Here is a 16,801-nt window from a genome sequence, read left to right on the forward strand (position 1 = left end):
ATCATATTTTTTAGACCAAGGGAACTACTTCTCCCGATTTTTTAGACATCAAGTGTACTATAGACGGCATTTTCTTCGATAAATTCACGACGAGGCTCTACTCGATCCCCCATCAACATATCAAAGATTTTATCTGCTTCAGCCGCATCATCCACAGAAACTCTAGCCATCAAACGATGCTCAGGATCCATGGTTGTTTCCCATAACTGATGATCGTCCATTTCACCTAGCCCCTTATAACGCTGAATGGTCGGTTTAGTACGACCTTCACTATAACGGGCTAAGGCTTCTTGGAGTTTGATTTCTTGGTCTGCTCCTGGCTGGATATATTCTTTAATCTCACTTCCAACCTTGACACCATAGATTGGAGGTTGGGCGATATAAACATAACCAGCTTCTAGAATTGGTTTCATATAACGATAAATCAAGGTTAAAAGAAGGGTACGAATGTGGGCTCCATCGACATCGGCATCGGTCATCAAAACAAGTTTTTGGTAACGGGCTTTTGAAACATCAAATTCCGCACCAAATCCTGTTCCCATGGCTGTGAAAAGACTACGAATTTCTTCGTTAGCTAGAATCTTATCCATACTTGCCTTTTCAACGTTCAAAATCTTACCTCGAATCGGAAGGATTGCCTGAAATTCACGGTTACGACCAGATTTTGCTGATCCACCAGCTGAGTCTCCTTCGACGATGAAGAGTTCTGTTTCCGCAGGATTGTTAGAAGAACAGTCTGCTAGTTTTCCTGGAAGGTTGGAAATTTCCAAACCAGATTTTTTACGAGTGACTTCACGCGCACGCTTGGCAGCAACACGAGCTTTGGCGGCCAAAATTCCTTTTTCCACAATTCTCTTGGCAATCTGTGGATTTTCCATGAGGAAATCAGAAAAGGCATCGCTGAAGAGACGATTGGTAATCTTGACCACTTCGCTATTTCCCAATTTGGTCTTGGTCTGTCCTTCAAACTGTGGATTTGGGTGTTTAACTGAGATAACTGCAGTTAATCCTTCGCGGACATCTTCCCCTGTTAGATTATCTTCATTATCTTTCAGTAACTTATTTTTACGAGCATAATCGTTGATAACACGAGTCAAGGCTGTACGGAAACCTTGTTCATGCGTTCCACCTTCATGGGTATGAATATTATTGGCGAAACTCATGACATTTTCATGGTAACCCGTTGTGTACTGCATGGCTACTTCGACTGTGATATCATCCATCTCACCATCTGTGTAGATTGGTGTATCAAAGATAACATCCTTGTTCTCGTTGATATATTCAACGTAACTAGCAATCCCACCTTCATAATGATAATGCTTGGTTTGCTCCAAACCTTCACGCTTATCTGTAATGGAGATTTGAAGACCGCGATTTAGAAAGGCCAACTCTTGAATCCGTTTATTTAATTTATCAAAATCAAAGGTTGTTGTTTCCGTAAAGATTTCTGGGTCCGGTGTGAAGTGAACTGTTGTTCCCGTTTTATCCGTATCTCCAACCACCTCAAGGTCTGCAACAACATGACCACGACGGTATTCTTGGTAATGAATTTTACCATTTTTGTGGACATGAACGTCTAATTGAGTTGAAAGGGCATTAACTACTGAGGACCCCACTCCGTGAAGACCACCTGAGACCTTATATCCGCCACCGCCAAACTTTCCTCCAGCGTGAAGAACAGTAAAGACAGTCTCAACGGCAGGTCGACCTGTTTTTTCCTGAATATCGACGGGGATCCCACGTCCATCATCAACAACTGTAATCGAATCATCTGGCTCAATAAAGACTTGAATATGGCTAGCAAATCCTGCCAAGGCCTCATCAATTGAGTTATCAACAATTTCCCAGACTAGATGGTGAAGACCTTCTTTTGAGGTTGACCCGATATACATCCCTGGACGCATACGAACAGCCTCTAAGCCCTCTAAAACTTGAATTTGACTGGCATCATAATCTTGTGCCTGCAGATTTTTGATTTCTTCTGTCATCTTTTTCCTTTTTCTTACATGTCTAATACTTGTCTTAAATTCACGATACTGGTAAACAAGTGGGTAGCTAGTCCTGCAGCTTGCCCGGCTTCGATATCAATCGGTCGATCACCAATGACAAGCCCTGAACTAATTTGATACTTTTCTCTTAAATAAATCATGGACTCAGGATCTGGTTTTCTCTTAAAGCCTGAGTTAGAAGTCACCACTTCTGTAAAATAAGCTGCTATAGAGGTTTTTTCTAAAATTTCCAAGACCTGATCATTACGATGAGATACCAAAAAATGACGGCCACCTTGATTTGAGATATCTTTCAATAAATCAGAAACTCCATCAAACAAAATCGGATGTTCAAGCTCTCTGGCTTCATTTTCCTTGTATTTTTCTAAAAAATTCTCTAAGTTGGGAGCGAATGTCTCAATCGCAAAATCAGTAGAAACCTTTAAAGCCTGATAGACACTGTCATGGTCTTGTGTGATGCCATACAATGCCAATGTTTCAACAAATGCAGCTGTTGAAGTTTCGTAATTATCCAGTAAAGTTCCACCTAAATCCCAGATATAATCGTGATATTTCATACCCTTCATTATAGCATTTTTTTATGAAAAAAGCGATGATTTCCCTGAGTTTTCCACATAAAAAACGAGAGTTTGACTCCCGTTTTACTGATTTTTACCAAAGACATCTCGATAGAGCATTCCTGTTCGTAAAGTCTCTGCATCTCCTCCTAATTGCTCTACCAGCTCGTAGGCAAAGGCAAGGGCTGTAGAGGGACCTCGACTGGTTGTCAAATGACCATCTACCACTACTGTTTCCTTGACATATTGACCATCAAGGATTTGCTCTTGAACGCCGTCATAACAAGTAAACTTCTTGTTTTTCAATATCCCTGCTTGATTGAGGGCAATTGGCGCAGCACAAATGGCTGCTAGTTTTTTTCCTTCTTCCTCGAAGCTTTGCAACTCTTGAATCAAGGCCTGATTATCGCGCAAATGTGCAGAACCAGGCATGCCGCCAGGAAGAACAATCATGTCATAGTCTGATAAATCACCATCAAAAACACGGTCTGCACTTACTTGGATTGCATGCGAACCCGTCACTTGCTCTTCAAAACCAACCATATCACAAGTAATATTTGCACGACGCAAAACATCCACAACTGTCAAAGCTTCAATTTCTTCAAAGCCTTGAGCTAACATAACTGCTACTTTTACCATGATTTTCTCCTTATTTGATTTGTTTTAATACAACCTTTTTCCGTTTGAATGGAACTTTTCCGCTCTTTTCTTCAGCTAGATTAGTCTGGTAACTCATTGATAAAAGCAAGCCAATACCAATCAAGTTACTGATAATAGCCGATCCTCCTTGCGAAATAAAAGGCAAGGGAATCCCAGTCAAAGGAAGCAAACCTGTCACAGCACCGATATTCTCAAAGATATGGAAGAGCAACATCATAATCAAACCTGTGGAAATATAGGTGTAGAACTGGTTATTTGATCTAAGAGTAATCTTCAACATACGGTAAATCAGCATGAGATAAAGGGTGATAACAAGAACAGAGCCAATAAAGCCAAAATCTTCTGCGATAACCGTGAAAATCATATCCGACTCTCGAACTGGAATAAGCAGATTAGAAGCATTAAACCCTTGTCCAAATAAGCCACCGCTTCCAATGGCAATCTGTCCTTGAGCCTGTTGGTAAGTGGTTGTTTGGGCAAAGTCAAATGGATTGAGCCAAGCCAAAATACGGTTAATTTGGTAGGTCGGCATTCCCAGTTGATGGAGAAAAGCCCGACCGTCCTTGCTGATAAAAATAGCTAAGAAACCAGCAATTCCTGTTACAGCAGTCACAAAAACTGGGATAATAATTTTCCAAGAAACTCCTGATAGCAAGACGATTCCTGAGAAAATGGCTACAAAAACCAAAGCCGTCCCTAAGTCACTTTGAAGTGCCAAAAGAACTAGGACTGGAATTGTAAAGAGAATCATCCAGAAAATCAACAAGAAGTCCAGCGGAACTGTACGTCTCCATTCCTTATGTTTTTTGGTAAACTGGACAATGACACGGGCCAACATGAGGATATAGGATATCTTCATAAACTCTGACGGCTGGAACAAGGTAACACCATTTACCGATACCCAGTTTTTGGCACCTGTTGATGCAACTAAGCTTGGATTATAAAAGACAATCGGTAAAACCATAAGTCCCAAGCCTAAAATATATAGAAAGGGTGTCACCTTCCAAAGAAATTCAGTATTAAAGAGCATGACGATAAAACCAATCACAAGCCCCAAGGCAATCCAGGCGACCTGCTGCCCTAAAATGGGCAGAATATTATTTGGATAATCATGACTAACGGCTATATAAATAGCCACCACGCCAATAACCAGTAGAAAAAACACTGGCAAGAGCAAACTATAATCGACTCTAGAGTCGAGAGAACGTTTCATATATACTAACCTTATACTTTCATACAATATTATTTATCAAAGTTCATTTAAAAATTTATCAATATCCTCATCAACTTCGGATCGAGAGACGGTTTTAACAGTCGCTTCTTTTGCTAGAGAAGTCACAATTTGTTTGCCATATCGCTTTCCGACAATTCTCCTATCCAAAATAAGAGTTAAGGAACGTTGGTGTTCGCGTCTCATACTTCTTCCCAAAGCTTGCTTTAAACGAATAATGGCCATTGGCAACTGATAATCATAAAAGGCATTTTTTCCTTCTTGAATTAGTTCCTGATTGATCTTTTTCGTCAAGGGCTCTTGAGGATTTTGGAAAGGAAGTCTTGGTACAACTTGAATCACAAAAGGATGACTTGAAAAATCAACTCCCTCCCAGAAACTTGCTGCACCAAGCAGGATTTGTTGTTCACCTTTTTCAAAGCGTTTCTTCAGTTGATGAACATCCCCATTTTTATACTGGGCCAAGTGGCTAACTGGAAGTAAATCCGATACTGCTAGAAGCATGTCTTTAGCAGTAAAGAGAACTAAAATCGGTTGCTGGAAATCTTGAACATCCATCAGCAAATCAGCTACCTCTTTGGCGTAGACTTCTAAGGAGGTTTCTGTTACCAGGGGAAAATCTTTGACCAAGACCACTTCTTGATCCTGTTTTTTACCAGCTTCAATCTTAACAAATTTAGCTTCGGGATAGCCTAACAGGTCTGCCAAAGAAACTCTCTGACTAATCTCAAGAGTAGCCGACACTCCCAAGACTTGACATGAATTAGGTACTAAAGAAGATAGGAGAATACGTCCTGATTTCGTAGAGGAAATTTGAATTTTCTTTTGACTCGTTTCAATTGCTTCAAGCCAGTAATCTCGGTCAGCTGTAAAATAGCGAACCAGCTCCTCAAAGCCTTCTACCTCTAATTCTGAAAAATACTGGTGGAGATTGGCAAGAGAATCTAAGATATTTTTCCTAGATTTGCCAGACTGAAATTGTTCTATCAAGTAGAGACACTCAAAGCGAATACTTTCTAATATTCGTTGTTGAATCCTGTTTTCTTCTCCTACTAAAGCCTTATCAACCAAATCAATAATAGACTGGATATCGTAGGTCTGTTGAAGCAGATTTTCTAGAGCCAACAAAACTTTTTGGACTTCATCAATAATCAATAAACGGTCGCTGACAAATTCAGGATTATCTTCCAATCTGGTTACAAGATAGGCATGATTGGTCACTAATAATTTACAGGTTTGTGCCCTTTCTTGACTACGTTTCCAGAAATCTTCCGTCACAAATAAGCTTTGAGATGATAAATTCCCGTCATGACGAAGGTCTGCTAGAAAATGTTGGTAACGGTAAAGTTGCCCAATTTCATCCAAATCCCCGGTTTCTGTCTCTGTCAACCAGACCAAGAGTTGCATTTTAAAGCGTCTAAATAAGCGATTTTCATCATTTTCCAGCAAGGAACGATAAAAGGCATCCAACTTCAGGTAATTCTGTGGCCCCTTTAAAGAATGAATATCTGTATGGAACACTTCCTTGAGACATTTACCTTCTTCTTCCATGATTTGATTTTGAAGAATCTTTGTCGGAACACTAAGAACAATTTGACGCTCTTTTACTTGGGACAAAGCGGGTAAGAGATAGCCATAAGTTTTCCCAATCCCAGTTGGCGCTTGAATTAATGACACAGGCTCATCCTTCAATAGCAAGCCAACCTCTTTAGCAAAACTTTCTTGCTCTTCCCTTACTTCAAGGTTCAACAGAGAAATATTTTTAGAAAAATCTTGAGATAGTTTTCGTGACTCCAGGGGAGCTGCAATTTTCTTGAAATATAGCCCTTGAACTTCGACCAAGTCAGAGGAAGTCAGGATAGATTGGTTGCGATAAATTTCTTCAATAACCAGGTAAGACTCATATAAGAGAGCGTCAGCCATTTCCAGCAAGCGTTCCAAGAGTCCTTTAGGAAGTTGGGCCATCTTTTCTCGTAAAAAAAGAAGTAATTCCGCAGTAGCTTGGGCATCTGAAAGGGCTGTGTGGGCGTGTTTTAGAGGAATTCCTAATTCTCGACACAAAATCGGCAAACTATATTTTTCCAGTTCTGGGAAAAAGACTTGGGCCAATTCGACCGTATCAACACGAGGATTTCTTAGTTCATAGCCTTCAAAAAATAAATTTTCCGCCAAAAGATTGGCATCAAACTGAACATTATGGGCTACAAAAATCCCATCCTCCACCAAGTCAAAGATTTTTCTTGCAACTTGCGAAAAATCAGGTGCTTGCGCCAGACGTTGGTCTGTCAATCCTGTCAGTTCTTTGATATGAGCATCCAAAGGTTCATGTGGATTGACATCCGTCGTATAGTGATCGACGATTTTTCCATCCTCAATCACAACAATTCCCACTTGGATAATTTTAGCCTTACTACCTGTGCTAGTTGCCTCTAAATCCACCACAACATAGCGATTACCAATCGTTTTCATTATAAAAAATTATACCAAAAAAAGGGCCATTTGGCACCTGCAAACATGGGATATTTTTCAAACTAAAGGACACTACATAGCTTAAAAAGCCTATCAAATAGAGCATCCTAGCCTGCTGATTTTTTTGAAAATGGTGAAGAATAAGAAAAAATTGAGAGAAGTAATGTTTGCATCTTCCTTCTCTCAACTATCCATTTACTTTATTTTACCATATCAGGATCGTAGTCATAAAATCCTGTATCAAGGAAACGGTTTTTAGGGTGTAACTTGCGAACTTCTTCATCCAGCAAGAAGGCTTGGTCATGGCTAAAGTTGCCCTCTTGGATCAAGCTACGCGCTTGGATAAAGAGTTTGGCAATCTCAACAAAGTTTTGACCTGGAGTATAAAGTCCTTCTAATTTCCAATGAGTAAAGCCATGCTCTACCAATTCTGTCAATTTGGTCATCAAATCAAGGTCGTTATTTGCAAAGATGTGGGTACCATGATTATCTTCAAAGATAGAGTAATGGCTCTCTGGATCACTTGGTTCAGCTAAGAAGAGGTCACGTTTACGTGTCTTTTCATCATCGATGTGCGTGAAGTTATAGTAGTTTTGCAAGAGCGGACGCTTAGAATGGTGAATGACACTAGCTCCGTAAACCAACACTTCAGCAGGAATTTCCAAAATCTCGGGCATCTTGAAGAGCTCAGCAGATGGAATTTCACGCGCCAAAACAGCCTCAGATGCGCCAGCCTTTTGTCCCCAGAAGTTAATCTGACGACTGCTAGTTACCATAGTTGAGGCATCGTAGATAGTCTTAAATGAATAACCATCGCGGTTGACCACGTAAAAAACGCCTGCGTCTCCAATCGTAATGTAGTCTGTCTTGATTTCTTCCAAAAAGTCTAAGAAAGGCTTGATACGGTCCATCATATCTTGGTGCATGAGGGCATTGACTGCAACGATCAATTCCTTACCAGCATCATGAACCAGCTTAGCGATTTCACGCAATTGGTCATAACTAAAGGTTGTTGGCAGACGAAGACCAAAATCTTTCTCACCGACATAGATACGGTCTACGCCAGCTTCGAGCAGTTGTTTAACTTGTTCAATACTTTCAGCAGTTGCTGTAATAATAATCTTTTCCATAAGAAAAATTATACCACATTTCTGGAAAATCAGCTATGAATACTGGGAGTTTTACAAAAAGTAAGTCTTATTTTTAAATTTTGAAATTAAAAAGTGAACAGTAACCAACACCGTTCACTCTCTTTTTATGCATGTGTTTCTTCAACTAGGTGACCATCATTCATAATATAAATACGGTCAACCTTATCAAGAAGTCGTGTATCATGTGTAATCATAACAACTCCTCTACCTTGTTCATGTGCAATACCAGCCAACATCTCCGTTACTTGGTAGGCACGCTGGGTATCCAGACTAGCTGTTGGCTCATCAGCAAGCACAATGCTTGGATTGTTATAGAGGGCTCTAGCAATCGCAGCTCGTTGACGTTCTCCACCTGACAATGCCTTGGGATACTGATCTTGTACTTTTTCCAAATCCAACAAGTTAAAAAGTTCTTTCCAGTCACTTTTACTATTTTTTCTCTTATCTAGTCTGTCAATCAAATCCAGCTGTTCCTTGACCGTTAGAAAAGGAATTAAGTTTGAAGCCTGGAGAATGAAGCCAAACTCTCTAAAACGGAGGTCTGTTTTCTCCTTCTCCGTCAAATTGCCTGTTTCCTTCCCCTTTACTAGAATCTTTCCACTAGATGCTTCCTGAAGTTGACCTAAAGTTGTTAGAAAGGTCGTCTTTCCAGAACCTGATGGCCCAACGATCGCCACGAACTCTCCCGCATTTAGCTGAAAATTCGTCTCATGCAGGGCAACGACTTTCATCTTTCCTTCCCCATAGGTTTTTGTCACTTGCTTCATTTCTATCAATGCTGTCATACTATTCTCCTTATCACTCTGCAATCGCAGTAATCGGGTCCACCTTTAGCAAGCGTGGAAGTGAAATGACACCACCTAGAAGGGCCATCAAGGAAATTACCAAGCTTAGGACAGAATAGGCTAACCAACTTGGGTAGAAAAAGAAGGTAGCTGGCAAGACTAAAATCACTCCTCCAACAGCCAGCAAGGCTAAAGCAATCCCCATACTAGCTAGGAAGAAGATTTGACAGAAAAGAGACCATACAATGGTTTTGATCTGTATTCCCTGAGCCCGCATTATTCCATAAAGTCCTAGTTTTTGTATGGTAATGATATAAACAAATATACCCACAATCAAGCCTGTGATGACAATCATAGCAAGAATCATCCCTGAAAATACATTAACCTGAGGTGTGTAACCAGGAATTTTCGATATCATTTTTGGAATAGAAATCTGTTTCAGTCCATCGCCAGCCACTTCTATATCATTTTTCAATACCAAGGCAGAGATGGATTTATTAGATTTTAAAGTTCCTTGTAAGGTCCAATAAGTTGTCAAACTCGTAAAGACAACTGGCTCAGTAAAAAACTTATTTCCTTTAGTCAGCCCTACAATCTTGTAACTTACTTCGCTTCCATTGAGCTGAATGGCATCACCCAACTTCATTCCATAGTTTTCAAAGGACTGATCCACGACCACCTCATCATCCCCTTCAGGATAACGGCCCTCCGTCAAACACTAGGAGAGATAAAAGCGTCCCACTCCTGAGCAAAGATGGAAACATTGACCTTTTCACTATCATCGACTAGATTGGTCACAGCAAACATATACCCTAGTGGAGCAGCCTCTTTAGAACTCTTATCCTTGTAGTCCTTTTCAGGAATAAAAGATGCTGTCAAATTATCATTTGCGTAGTCAGATAAAACTATACCCGTCGCTTGCCAATTATCAATAGCTGCCCGGTTGTTTCGCACAAGACCAAGAGCTAGACTGGTCATAAAAAAGACCATAAAAGCGATAAGAAAAATGGTAGTTAGAATCAAACTATATCGAAGTTTGTTTCGTAATATTTCTTTGATAGCAAGATACATGCTTATCTCCTTTAACTTTTCCAAGAGGTATCAATTAGACACCTCACTACTATAAAAATAGGAGACAGAAAATCTGTCTCTGTATTCAAAACAAATCTCACTAATCAAATTAAATTAAATAAAATAAAGAAAATAAGGAAATAATTTTCCTAAAAATGAATCAATTGGTAGCTCTATTTTCTTAGGAATATAATCAATTATGAATATTAATAAGTATTGAGTGTCTATCCATCCTATCATTTTCACATTATGGTGTCAAGAAAAGTGATTTTGAAAAGGGACTTTATTCTTATTGTAACCTTTCTGTAATAATTCTCTGCTGAAAAAATGATAAAATAGGTATGTACTGTTAAGGAGAGAATAATGCCCGTAAGAAAATTACAATCCTATGAGGTAGACTATCAAGAAGAATTAAGCCAGCAGGTTCCTCGCTATCAAGATTATACACCTGAAGCGCAATCTGATGTCAATCTCAAGGAAATCCTATTTTTTGTTAATATCGCTGTTTTTTGTATCTGTATTGCTATCTTTAGTTTTATCTTTTTAGCATTAAAATTATCAACTGCTCTTGCCTTTGCCGCAGCAATCGGATCCAGCTTACTTGTTTTAAAAATTCAACGGTCTATTATCAAACGAAAACGTAGAAGATAAATCCAAAATATCGCCCCATCCGGAGCGATATTTTTTATTTTTTCTTTTTAGATGGTGTGTGGATGGCAATTTTCACTTCAAAGATTGTTCCCTTTGGTTTATTATCTTTGACAGTAATGGTTCCTTTTAGGGCATCTACAATTTGCTTGGCTAAGGATAATCCTAAACCAAAACCACCTTTTTGGCGGGTTCTAGCCTTGTCTACTCGATAAAAACGATCAAAAATTTTCTTCTTATCTTCTGTCGAAATACCAACTCCATTATCAGAAACCAGCAAATACAGATTACGATCAGTCGCTGAAATCATAAAATCAATTTCACCATCCTCTTCAGTATACTTGACAGCATTATCAAATAGGATAGTCATCAGTTGTTTCAAAAGAAGCTGATCTGTGACAATCGTGCGATGGATGCGATTTTCAAAACGGAAGACACGGTCATTTTCCGAAGCAATCATCTCATAATTTGTAAAAGTCGTATTGAAAAAACTAGTTGGAACTTCTGCAAGTTCCGGTTTAATCCCGTCATCTCTACGAGCTAAATTCAACAAGTTTGTCGTCAAAAACCGCATATTTCGGACTTCTTCCAAACTCGATGCAATGCTTTCACTCACATCCATAATGGTAGCTTCTGGCTTACGGAAAAGGGTCTCTAAACGATTTTGCAGAACTGCAAGTGGAGTTCGTAACTCATGACTGGCATTTTCCACAAAGGACTGCTGCTTCTGCATGCTCTCAAGCAGAGGACGAACACTGACTCGAGCTAGATAGAGACTGGCAAGTAAAGACAAAATCCAGAAACTAGCCATCACGACCACAATCAATTGCTCATGCTTTTGACTAGCTTGCTCCAACTGACTAGTATTAATCAAGACAGCCGCATACTTAATATTGGTTGAAACCGAACTGATATTGGTTTCCATCAAAATCATGCGATAGATTTCTTCCTGTCCATAGCTATTAAAAACCTGAATCTGATAGATATGGCCTAGTTCTTTCTTCTCTAACTTAATCTTATCCAAACCCAAAAATCGATTTCCAGAAAGGAGCTGGGTAAAATTCTTATCAAAAAGAATAACCTCCGTATTGGAACTGACATTGGGTTTTATCTCAGTCTTACTAGTATCTGTAGCGGCATTCTCTAAATCTTTAATCTCTTCTGTCGCCCTATTTACCGCAAGCTGAATAACTGCCTGAGGATTATTACTCAAGCCATGGAGTGTATCATCCACCGAAGTATAGAGACTCGAATGCATGACCTGCAAAATAATCAGAGTCATGGTAGAGAAAATCAGGGTGAAGACACCAAAGTTGCGAATAAAGTAACTAAAGTCATCCGCATACCATGTTTTTTTTAGTTTACTGAACATCTTTTAAAATATACCCAACACTACGCAAGGTTTGCAAATTCTCTGCAAAAGTGGTTCCTTTTAATTTCTTACGGACTTTTGAAACATAGACTTCGACAACCGAAATCGTTGTGTCACTATCAAATCCCCATAGACGGTCAAAAATCTGAGTCTTAGGCAAAATAACATTTTGATTTTGAAGGAAATAAACTAGTAAATCGAACTCTTTCCCCAGCAATTCGACGGGAGTATCTTCAACCTTAACGGTATTGGTTGACAAATTAACCACGATATTTCCATAAGTTAAGGTGTTTTCATTAAACTTACCTGAACGTTTGAGAAGGGCTTGAATCCGCATTTTGAGTTCTTCTAGATAAAAAGGTTTGGTCAGATAATCATCCGCTCCCAACTCAAATCCATGTCCCTTGTCATCCAAGCTTTCCTTGGCAGTCATAATCAGAACTGGTGTTGTAATTCCCTTTTCACGCAATTCTTTCAAGACTTGGAAGCCATTTTTTTCAGGCAACATTAAATCAAGCAAAATCAAGTCATAGACGCCACTTTCAGCTTCGTAGAGACCTTCTTCTCCATCAAATACCTGCATAACATCCGCAAAATCGTCTAAAAAGTCAAATACCGAATTTGACAGGCCTAGGTCATCCTCAACTAATAAGATTTTTATCATGAGAAACTCCTCCTTATTAAAACCATTATACCAAATTTGCCTTAAAAAAAACTCAACTCTCTGCATTTTACATGAGATAGCTGAGTTTTCTTTTTATTTTAGGCTTATTTATGCATTTCCATATTGAAGAACGACTGCTTCCACTGCAGCTTTTTCACGGTTAATCAAGTCAACACGCGCTGCAATCTCCTTGATTCCCATACCGATATTACGGCTGAGAGCAAGGTCAGAAAGTTGCGGTTCAAAGAATTCCTTGTACTCTGCCAAGCGTTGCTGAGTCTTAAATACATGAGCAGGAAGGATAACAAAGCTATCAAAGCTCATATCTCCTCCAAGTGCTGCCTTAATCCAAGCCCAGTTTTCACGCGCCCAAGACCAAGCTGTTTCCTGAGTTGCTTGATGAGCTAGGAACTGATAATACCAAGCTGACAAGTCTTGTGGTTTCACCACAAATTTGTCCTTCCAAGCAGCAATCAAGGTTTGGATATTGTCCGCATCTGTACTGTAGGCAAGAGCTGCTGCCAACTGACGTTTAAAGACAGCATCTGTTGCGTGAGTATAAGTATCAAGATAAAGTGCTAACAAGTCTTTGGTCTCATGATGTTTCATTTCATTGATGAGAACTTGTGAGCGGATAGCTGCTGGAAGGCCTGCAAGATTTTCCTTGTGAATTGCGAAGATTTGACTAGCGACTTGACTAGCTTCTGCATCATTTGAACGAATCATCATAGAAACAGCCAGTTGACGAACCAATTCATCCTCATCTGATTCTCCATCTTTAGCTTCAAAACCAAGACGGTCATAGTTATAACGAGCCAATTTAGCAACCAATGCTTTGAAGGCTCTTTCAGCTTCTGTTCCTTCATCAATAAAGCGCTCAAGGGCAAAAATTACTTCAGAAACAGCTGAAACGACAAGGTAAGATTCTTCCTTAGCAAGTTTATCAAGAACTGGGAGCAAGTCAGCATAAGAAATGTGCCCTGCTTCAGCAAGCAAACGACGTTCTTGGACGATTTGCAATTTGCTTGTGTTATCAAGATCAACTAGGTCAGCAAGAACAGCATCTAACAAGTCTCCTTGATAGTCTGTAATGTAGTGGGCTGTATTTTCAGTGTTGAGACGAAGAGCACCGTCATTTTCAGCAAGAAGAGCTGCGTAGCCAGGGATTTCGATACTTTCAGTTTCAAGTGTATCAGGCAATCCTTTCCAGTTGCTATTCAGTGGCACAACCCAGAGACGGTTCTTGTCTTCGTGCTCACCGATAAAGAATTGTTTTTGTGAAATCTTCAAGACATCATTTTCAACTTTGACAGTGAGAACTGGATAACCAGGTTGTTCCAACCAAGAATCCATGAAGGCTGCGACATCACGTCCAGACGCTTGACCAAGAGCATCCCAAAGGTCACGACCAATTGTATTGCTGTATTGATGTTTTTCAAAGTAGGCGTGCAAACCTTTAGCAAAATCAGCATCTCCTAGCCAACGGCGAAGCATGTGCATGAGACGGCTTCCTTTGGCATAGACGATAGCGCCGTCAAAGAGGGTATTGATTTCATCTGGGTGTTTAACTTCGACGTGAACAGATTGAACACCATCAGTCGCATCGCGTTCAAGAGCGTGAGGTACTCCACCTGTTTGGAAATCTTCAAAGATATTCCAGCTTGGCTCAATGGCATCCACACAGACATATTCCATCATGTTAGCAAAGCTTTCATTGAGCCAAAGGTCATCCCACCATTTCATCGTTACCAGGTTACCAAACCATTGGTGAGCCAATTCATGTGCCACAACAAGGGCAACTTGTTGGCGACTAGCAAATGTTGAGTTCTCATCCACAACCAAGTAAACTTCACGGTAAGTGACAAGACCCCAGTTTTCCATAGCACCAGCTGAGAAGTCAGGAATGGCGATATGAAGAGATTGAGGAATTGGGTACTTGACTCCGTAGTAATCTTCGTAAAATTCGATGGAGCGAACGGCGATATCCAGTGAGAAATCAAGGTTAGACAGTGGATGAGCTTTGGTTGAGTAGACACCTACAAGAGTACCGTTTTTAGTTTTAGCGGTCACACCTTGCAAATCACCTGCGACAAAGGCTAACAAGTAAGAAGACATACGAGGTGTTGTCTCAAACTTCCAGATACCTGTTTCCTTACGGTTTTCAACATCGATTTCTGGCATGTTTGACAAGGCCAATTCACCTTCTGCTTGGTCAAAACGAAGAGCGAGATCAAAAGTTGCCTTGGCTTCTGGTTCATCCACACATGGGAAGGCTTCGCGCGCAAAGTGGCTCTCGAATTGAGTTGACAAAACTTCCTTCTTGACTCCATCAACTGTGTAATAAGAAGGGTAAATCCCTGTCATGTTGTCTGTAATTTTTCCTGAGAAAGCGATCACCACTTCAACTTGACCAGCCTCAGCCAATTCAATATGAAGGGCTTCATTGTCATTATCAACTGTAAATAGACGAGTTGCCCCTGCAACTTCTACAGAAGCGATTTCCAAGTCTTTTTGGTGAAGGGAAATACGTTCACTTCTTGCTTGACCAGTGATGGTCACCTTCCCAGAAAAAGTCTTGGTCTCACGACTCAAGTCTAAAAATAAATCATAATGTTCAGGAACAAATTGCTTAATAAAATGTTCAACTGCTTGCATAGTTTTCTCCTATCTAAGTTTAAGAGCTAGAGCTCTACTTCAAACAAACTTATTATATCATGTTTTGCCTAAGAAAAAAGGATTGGACGGCGATTTCCAAAACTTTCTTCCGTCTAACAGTCTACAGTGGGTAGACCTTTCGAAATTCTTCTAAAACAACCTTGCTTTCAGGTGTAAAAGTCAGCCCTGCTTCTCTCAGCCACTCGGCGAAACAATCCTCATGAACCTGACGCCAATAGGCTAGGGATTTGTCTCCCTCACCTTCCTTAAAGGCATGATCAGCTGACACTTGATGAAAAGGCTGAATGGAAACCTTTGTAATTTCGACAATGCAGACAGCCCGATCTTGACTGTCTAAAATGATGTCAAAGCTTCCTTCTCGTGGAAGAGGTTCGTTATCAACTGCATAAAGATCATAGGCTGATGCAGTTGCCGTCTTTTCACCTTTTAAAACCAAATCTGCCAATAGATCGGTTTCTACTCCAAAAGCCCAAGCATCGATTTCATCTCCGATAGAAGGATTGATTTGCTTGTATTTATTCCACATTTCTTGAGGTGTCATGGGTTGCTCCTTTTTATTAAATTTTATTCTGCCTACTTCAAAGACCAGCCACCATCAATAGTCAATATTTGCCCTTGCATGGCACTTGCTTTCCCACTTGCTAAGAAAAGGCCGATCTCTGCTACTTCCTCTGGCTCAATCCAGCGCTTGATTGGCGTTTCACTAGCCACCCAGTCAGCCAATCCACCTGGCTCAAAGTCTGCAGCGGTCATAGCTGTCTTGACGGCTCCTGGAGCGATACCAAAGACCTGAATCCCAGCTTCAGCATAGTCTAGAGCCAACTGCTTGGTAAAGCCAGCTAGTGCGTGCTTAGAGGAAGTATAAGCGTGTCCACCTCCACCAGCTAGGCTCGAAGCAATAGAACACATATTGATAATGATCCCTTTTTTATTCTCTAGCATTTGTGTCAAATAATAACGAGTCAACTCAACAGGAGTCACATAGTTAATTTCAAAAATCTCTTGAATTTCCTGCGCTGTCTGTTCCAAAAGCGGTTTATAATCATCCAAAACTCCAGCAGTATTACACAAAATATCCACCTGAGGACACCAGTCAAAAATTGGCTCCAAGTCCAAGGTCAAATCTCTCTGTAAAAAGTGAAAATCACCCTCTAAAAGTGGATTTTTACCTTGGTCAACTCCATAAACTTGATAACCCTTCTCTAAGAAGAGTCGAGCCTGAGCCAATCCAATGCCTGAACTCACACCTGTAATGAGTACACGTTTAGTCATGCACTTCTACCCAATCCGTCGCTAAAACATCACAAGGTGTCGGGCTCCACATAGAAAATCCTTCACCCTCACCAGACACGTTGATTAGGAAATAGGGCGTCACTTCGAGCGCAACCCCATTTTGCTCGATAGTGTCAAAAAGTTGGACATAGTTTTCCGCCCCTCCCCAACCAGTACGTACATATTTTTTCTTAGCCTTTAACCCAGGCAGGATTTCTTCAAAAGTCATGTTATTC

The 16,801-nt window shown here is 40.2% G+C and carries 14 protein-coding genes and 1 pseudogene; 1 reads left to right on the forward strand and 14 read right to left on the reverse strand.

Annotation, left to right across the window (positions count from 1 at the left end; genetic code table 11):
* Positions 1-41: 41 nt before the first annotated feature.
* From gyrB to ACLNCW_RS01445, 8 genes and pseudogenes are all read right to left on the reverse strand, one after another.
* A complete protein-coding gene (gyrB, locus tag ACLNCW_RS01410; protein WP_000134041.1) occupies positions 42-1,988 on the reverse strand; it encodes a DNA topoisomerase (ATP-hydrolyzing) subunit B in 1,947 nt (648 codons plus the stop codon).
* 14 nt (positions 1,989-2,002) lie between these two features.
* Positions 2,003-2,566, reverse strand: a complete 564-nt coding sequence (locus ACLNCW_RS01415; protein ID WP_004239328.1) for an HAD family hydrolase — start codon at positions 2,564-2,566, stop codon at positions 2,003-2,005.
* 84 nt (positions 2,567-2,650) lie between these two features.
* Positions 2,651-3,205 (reverse strand): DJ-1 family glyoxalase III, encoded by a 555-nt coding sequence (locus ACLNCW_RS01420; RefSeq protein WP_424845235.1) that lies wholly within the window; start codon positions 3,203-3,205, stop codon positions 2,651-2,653.
* Between the two features lie 10 nt (positions 3,206-3,215).
* Complete coding sequence (locus ACLNCW_RS01425; RefSeq protein WP_203180580.1) at positions 3,216-4,439, reverse strand: FtsW/RodA/SpoVE family cell cycle protein; 1,224 nt, start codon at positions 4,437-4,439, stop codon at positions 3,216-3,218.
* Between the two features lie 36 nt (positions 4,440-4,475).
* The gene (locus ACLNCW_RS01430; RefSeq protein WP_424845236.1) at positions 4,476-6,926 is read right to left on the reverse strand and encodes a bifunctional DnaQ family exonuclease/ATP-dependent helicase; all 2,451 of its coding nucleotides are present in this window, start codon (positions 6,924-6,926) and stop codon (positions 4,476-4,478) included.
* A 200-nt stretch (positions 6,927-7,126) separates the two neighbouring features.
* On the reverse strand, positions 7,127-8,056 hold the full coding sequence (locus ACLNCW_RS01435; protein ID WP_000411191.1) for a peptidase U32 family protein: 930 nt from the start codon (positions 8,054-8,056) through the stop codon (positions 7,127-7,129).
* Between the two features lie 125 nt (positions 8,057-8,181).
* Entirely contained in the window at positions 8,182-8,862 is a 681-nt protein-coding gene (locus ACLNCW_RS01440; RefSeq protein ID WP_424845237.1) for an ABC transporter ATP-binding protein, read from the reverse strand.
* A gap of 13 nt (positions 8,863-8,875) precedes the next feature.
* Positions 8,876-9,933: pseudogene (locus tag ACLNCW_RS01445) on the reverse strand (ABC transporter permease).
* A 363-nt stretch (positions 9,934-10,296) separates the two neighbouring features.
* Between ACLNCW_RS01445 and ACLNCW_RS01450 the strand changes: the two are divergent.
* Positions 10,297-10,584, forward strand: a complete 288-nt coding sequence (locus ACLNCW_RS01450) for a DUF3270 domain-containing protein (RefSeq protein ID WP_424845238.1) — start codon at positions 10,297-10,299, stop codon at positions 10,582-10,584.
* Positions 10,585-10,618: 34 nt separating this feature from the next.
* On the opposite strand, the gene ciaH is transcribed toward ACLNCW_RS01450, so the two are convergent.
* The 6 genes from ciaH to ACLNCW_RS01480 all read right to left on the reverse strand — a co-directional run bounded on the left by ciaH (position 10,619) and on the right by ACLNCW_RS01480 (position 16,794).
* Positions 10,619-11,953: a two-component system sensor histidine kinase CiaH gene (gene ciaH / locus ACLNCW_RS01455; protein ID WP_424845239.1), complete on the reverse strand. Its 1,335-nt coding sequence runs from the start codon at positions 11,951-11,953 to the stop codon at positions 10,619-10,621.
* Positions 11,943-12,617, reverse strand: coding sequence for a two-component system response regulator CiaR (gene ciaR / locus ACLNCW_RS01460; protein WP_000590639.1), 675 nt, complete (start codon positions 12,615-12,617; stop codon positions 11,943-11,945). Before ciaR ends, ciaH begins: the two co-directional genes overlap by 11 nt.
* A 108-nt stretch (positions 12,618-12,725) precedes the next feature.
* On the reverse strand, positions 12,726-15,272 hold the full coding sequence (locus ACLNCW_RS01465; RefSeq protein ID WP_424845240.1) for a M1 family metallopeptidase: 2,547 nt from the start codon (positions 15,270-15,272) through the stop codon (positions 12,726-12,728).
* Positions 15,273-15,393: 121 nt separating this feature from the next.
* A complete protein-coding gene (locus tag ACLNCW_RS01470) occupies positions 15,394-15,834 on the reverse strand; it encodes an ASCH domain-containing protein (protein WP_424845241.1) in 441 nt (146 codons plus the stop codon).
* A gap of 32 nt (positions 15,835-15,866) precedes the next feature.
* Positions 15,867-16,565 carry a 3-oxoacyl-ACP reductase gene (locus tag ACLNCW_RS01475; RefSeq protein WP_424845242.1) on the reverse strand — a complete coding sequence of 233 codons (699 nt, stop codon included), beginning with the start codon at positions 16,563-16,565 and terminating at the stop codon, positions 15,867-15,869.
* Complete coding sequence (locus ACLNCW_RS01480) at positions 16,558-16,794, reverse strand: DUF2829 domain-containing protein (RefSeq protein WP_000141913.1); 237 nt, start codon at positions 16,792-16,794, stop codon at positions 16,558-16,560. The genes ACLNCW_RS01475 and ACLNCW_RS01480 overlap by 8 nt, the downstream gene beginning before the upstream one ends.
* Positions 16,795-16,801: the final 7 nt, after the last annotated feature.

The organism is Streptococcus sp. CL6.22 (assembly GCF_049738055.1).
In the GTDB taxonomy this organism is placed as follows: Bacteria; Bacillota; Bacilli; order Lactobacillales; family Streptococcaceae; genus Streptococcus; species Streptococcus mitis_DJ.